At 64.9% G+C, this 4458-nt stretch carries 4 protein-coding genes and 1 pseudogene; 2 read left to right on the top strand and 3 right to left on the bottom strand.

Features of this window, described 5'->3' with window-relative positions:
• Together Q0239_RS10105 and Q0239_RS10110 are read left to right on the top strand one after the other, a co-directional pair.
• Window positions 1-465, top strand: a 465-nt coding sequence (locus Q0239_RS10105) for a zincin-like metallopeptidase domain-containing protein (protein ID WP_298602140.1), incomplete at its 5' end; no start/stop codon positions are given.
• A 2-nt stretch (window positions 466-467) separates the two neighbouring features.
• A complete protein-coding gene (locus Q0239_RS10110; RefSeq protein WP_298602143.1) occupies window positions 468-1367 on the top strand; it encodes a zincin-like metallopeptidase domain-containing protein in 900 nt (299 codons plus the stop codon).
• Here the strand turns inward: Q0239_RS10110 and Q0239_RS10115 are convergent.
• The 3 genes and pseudogenes from Q0239_RS10115 to Q0239_RS10125 form a co-directional block, all read right to left on the bottom strand.
• A complete protein-coding gene (locus tag Q0239_RS10115) occupies window positions 1351-1779 on the bottom strand; it encodes a hypothetical protein (protein WP_298602146.1) in 429 nt (142 codons plus the stop codon). The two genes, Q0239_RS10110 and Q0239_RS10115, sit on opposite strands and share 17 nt — an antisense overlap.
• Before the next feature lies 1 nt (window position 1780).
• Window positions 1781-3610 carry a hypothetical protein gene (locus Q0239_RS10120; RefSeq protein WP_298602150.1) on the bottom strand — a complete coding sequence of 610 codons (1830 nt, stop codon included), beginning with the start codon at window positions 3608-3610 and terminating at the stop codon, window positions 1781-1783.
• Window positions 3607-4458 (bottom strand): annotated as a pseudogene (locus Q0239_RS10125) (hypothetical protein); the annotation flags it as partial. The pseudogene Q0239_RS10125 and the gene Q0239_RS10120, both read right to left, overlap by 4 nt.

Consider the following 4458-nt stretch of genomic DNA (forward strand, 5'->3'; position numbering starts at 1 on the left):
CGCAAGGGCGAGAGCGGCTCGTTCAGCGTATTCTACAGCTCGGCGCGCAAGACCGACACCGATCGCGAGACCGGTGAAACGTCCGAGAAGACCATCCGGTTCATGAAGTGGAATCACGTGTTCAACGCCTCGCAGATCGAGGGACTGCCGGCGCACTACTACCCCGAGCCGCCCGATCCCAAGGCGATCGGCGAACTCTCCGCAGGGGTGCAGGCCTTCCTCGACGCGATCCCGATCCGTGTCGTCCACGGCGGCGACAGCGCGCATTACACGCCGAGCACCGACACGGTGACTCTACCGTCGCCAAACGCATTCCATTCGATCGAGGCGTATTTTTCGACGAGGTGCCACGAGGTATGTAACATCGCAAGTGTCCTCGTTTCGAGGGCCGTCGATGGCCTTTGCGCCCTGCTGTTGCCGCAAAATCGCAGGGCCAGCCTTGCGATTTCAGGACGGGAGTCCTGATCATGCGCAGCACCGAACGCACGGATATCTACACACGCGTCACCAACGAGATCGTCGCAGCCATCGAGGCAGGGGCAGGTTCCTGGACCATGCCGTGGCACCATGACGGCTCAGCGACGTCGCGGCCAGTCAACGCTGGCACCTGCAAGCGCTACCGGGGATCCAACATCCTCAGTCTGTGGATCGCGGCGCAGGCCGCGGGCTACTGCTCCGGGCGCTGGGCGAGCTATCGCCAGTGGCAGGCGCTTGGCGCCCAGGTCCGCAAGGGCGAGCAGGCGACGACCATCGTCTTCTGGAAGATCAACCAGCGCGGCGAGGATGCCGAAGATGGGGACGACGAGCAGGAGGGGCGTGGTCGCGCTCGCATGTTTGCCCGTGGCTACAGCGTTTTCAATGAGGCCCAGGTCGATGGCTATGCGCCGCCAGCCATCGATCTCCTGTCCGACAATGCGCGGCTACAGAACGCCGATTCCTTCTGGGCCAACCTTGGCATTGAGTGTCGGCATGGCGGCAACGAGGCGTATTATATTCCTTCGGAAGATCGCGTGCAGATGCCACCCTTCGCTCAGTTCAGGGAGCCTGCCGCTTATTATGGCACGCTTTTCCATGAAGGCCTGCACGCCACAGGAGCAGCCCACCGCTGCGACCGGGATCTGTCCGGCAGGTTCGGGTCGGACAGATACGCAGCGGAGGAGGCGATCGCAGATCTCGGAGCCGCACTCGTCATGGCCGATCTTGGTATCGCGCATCATCCGCGACCGGACCATGCGGCCTATATTGCGTCATGGCTACGCGTGCTCAAGGCCGACGCTCGCGCGATCTTCACGCTGGCCAGCAAAGCCCAGGCGGCGGTGGACTGGATGCATGCCGGGCACCCGGAGCAGATTAGGGCGGCCGCGTGATGGCGCCTGTGGCGGGGGCTTCAGTCATTCGCCGCAGGATCGCCGTGAGCCGATCCTCAGCGCTCCTCGCCCGGTGCAGCAGTGTCATGTTCTCGCTGGCGAGTTCGCGACGTTCCTCACCATGTCGGCGCGCATCGGAGCGCAGATGCGCAAGTGCGGCCTCGAGTTCTGCGATCCGGGCCGCAAGGTCCCGCATAGGCGTCGGTCCTTCAGCAGCCACTTCGATTTCATCGAGGATGTCGCGATGTGTCGTATAAAGTGGATTGCGGCTGCGTCCGGCCTCGCGGGCCACCGAGGCCGGCGTGATCCGCACCACCCGCCCGGCGTGGTCGGGATGCCGACCCTCGCCGCGAACCAGCCTCGCCAGAGCCGCCCGGTAGCTCCTCGCTGCCGATTGTCCGCGTGGGTCCACTTCACTCTTGCCCATGGTCATCTCCGATTTGCGCGAGCACCCGCTCGCATTGTCCGATTGCTTCATTCAGCACGGCTGCGGTCATGGGATTGGCACATGGCAGAAGCGCAGCATTGCGCTCCCTGCGATCCCGCCAATAGGAACCGTGCTTCGCCTCGATCACCATGTTTGCGCACGAGAGACAGACCGCTGGCGCGCGTCCGGCTTCGTCGGGTTCGAGTTCGCCGCCGCAGCGGGAAGTTTCCTGCTGGAACACGCACCAGCCATAGTCGCAGGCATGGATGCGCAGGTCCGTCTCTTCGAGGATGAACGCCACGTAGTCCCGCCGCACCTGCTCGCCTGCGCGGCCGCGGAACCGCGCGTTGCGGGCGACGATGCGTTCACCCATCTTGCCGCCGAGCTGCCTTGCGGCAAGTAGGCGGTCCAGCGCTGCAGCGGTTTCGGCACGCGCTTCGTGATTGATGAGGCTGTGCAGGTCGAAGTCGCTGCCGACGTAACCGCGCGCGGTCATTGCCACCGAGGCATGCTTGAAGTGATCGGCGAGGCCCAGGAGCTGCGTGCGGTCGCGACGAGCCACGAACCGGGCGAAGGTCTTGCGGAACTGGTGCGTGCTGAACTGCCAGGGCTTCCCGTCATGGTCGGGGACGCCGACGTGGCGTGCAAAGTCGTTGATGCGCCAGGCGATGTGCATGTGGGTCACCGGCACGATCTCGCCGTATTGCGTGTTCTTCACCAGGAACAGCTCCTCACGCCCCGAGGCAGCGCGCAGGGGTGCGCTCAGGCGCTCGAGCAGATCGACCGCGCGGGCCACCGGTGCGGGTGCCGTCCAGCGTTCGACCCGCCCATCGGGATCATCGACCGTCTTGAACAACCGTGCCACCACATAGGCCTGATCCACCCCGGTCTCGCCGATCGGGCGATACTCGATTGCCCCGACCTTTATCGACAGGATCTCGCTGACGCGCATGCCAACGAACCCGGCGATCACGATATAGCAGGCTTCGACGAGGTGGACCGCCGCTTGCCGCGCCGCATAGGCCCCGTCGAGGCGTTCGCCCGATGGATCGCTCAGCCTCGCGGCGCGCAGCGCCCTGCGCACGTGATAAGAGGCTTGCCGGAAGACGCCGGTCGCAAGCCCGCGCTCCCGCGCTTCGAGGCGGATCGCTTCGGCCATCACGATCGTCTCGCCGTGCTTCTCGATCCACCGCAAGGCTTCGTTCAGGATCGCGATTGCTTGCCGATCCGGGATGAACGGTATGGAGCCCTTGCTGGCGCGGGTGTGGCCTGCGGCCTCATAGGTGGTTTCCAGCGGCAACGGGTCGATCAGCGGTGCATCGGCCAGCTTTGAACGCTGCCGGTAGAGATCCTTGATTGCGAGCAGATAGTTCGTGACGGTGGCGGGCCTGATCGAGTCATGGCCGGCGCGCGATGGTCGCCTGCGCAACCATGTGCAGAACCGCTCGACCGCAGCAGGGTCGATCTCGGCAAAACGGCTGAGCCCTTCGCCCGCCATCCACCCGATAATCGGACGCAGCAGCATCGCCTTCTGCTGGAGCGATGTCGCTGAGGACCGTTTGCGTCCACGCGGTGGATCGAAGTGCATCGACCACAGGAAGTGCTTCGCCGCGCGGATCAGGTGGGAATGATCGTGCCCGCTGATCCTGGAGCACTCCGGCATGGGAGCGGCCCAACTGAACCGGTTTTGATCCGCGCGGCGGCCTGCGGTGCGGATATCGAGCAGCCATTTACCGTCGCCGAACCGGCTCCAGGGGGAGATCGGCGCATCCTCCCATGACGACGACATTGCGAGCGGGCGGGGGTGCGCGGTCATTCGATCGGTGGCAGTTGCGGCAGCGGCGCCCTTGCTGCTGCTTCAAGCATCGCATCGGGGAACCGGGACAAGATATCGCGCTCGAGGATTTCCAGCTTGGGCGCGTAGAGCCGCCGCCAGCGCTCTGGCGCCATACCGGCCCGACCGTCGGTGAGCGCAACCCGCGTCGCAAGGAGACGGGTCAGTACGTCCTCCTCGAGCGGGATCACGGCATTGGGGCAGGTGAAGCACCCGAGCCAGGCTGTGCACAGCTCGCCCTTGCGCTGGCCTTCGGCGACGCCAGCCACGGGATCGCGGCAGATGAAGCCTGCTGCGGTCGCATTGCTCAGATCGGGGAGCGCCTCCGTTTCGGGCGGGGTTTCGGCATCGCCGCGCACCACCTCGACGAACCGCGCTTGCAACTTGCCGATCGCCATAGCCTGCGCCTTTCGGACCCTGGGGCGATCCACATAGCGCTGCGTCGTATCGGGAGTGGCATGGTTGGCCAGCGCCTGGGTTTTCAGGATATCGTGCCCAAGCCGTTCGTGCGCGAGCGTCAGCCCCGATGCGCGCAGCGCCGCCAGCGTCGCCTTGGCGTAGCGGATTTTCTCCGCCGCCTCGGCCTGGTTGATCGAGACAAAAATCGAGCTTTGCCCGGTCAACACCGCCTCGGCCATCGCCTCAGCCGCCGCCAGCCAGCTCCACGCGATCTGGCGAGACTTATTCTCAATTCTAAATGTGCCGTCGTCGCAGAGATGCTCAAGCTGAAACATCTCCCACCTGGCCCCCTCGACGCCCGTAGCCGCCGTCAGGTCCAGGCTATCCACCAAAAACTGCGCTCTCTCCGTCCAGTTCATGTACCGCTCTGG

Origin of the sequence: uncultured Sphingorhabdus sp. (assembly GCF_937872355.1) — a bacterium.
Taxonomy (GTDB): domain Bacteria; phylum Pseudomonadota; class Alphaproteobacteria; order Sphingomonadales; family Sphingomonadaceae; genus Sphingorhabdus_B.

Coding starts and splice junctions, on each gene's coding strand:
- Q0239_RS10120 (WP_298602150.1), bottom strand. CDS start 3,610: ATGACCGCGCACCCCCGCCCGCTCGCAATGTCGTCGTCATGGGAGGAT.
- Q0239_RS10110 (WP_298602143.1), top strand. CDS start 468: ATGCGCAGCACCGAACGCACGGATATCTACACACGCGTCACCAACGAG.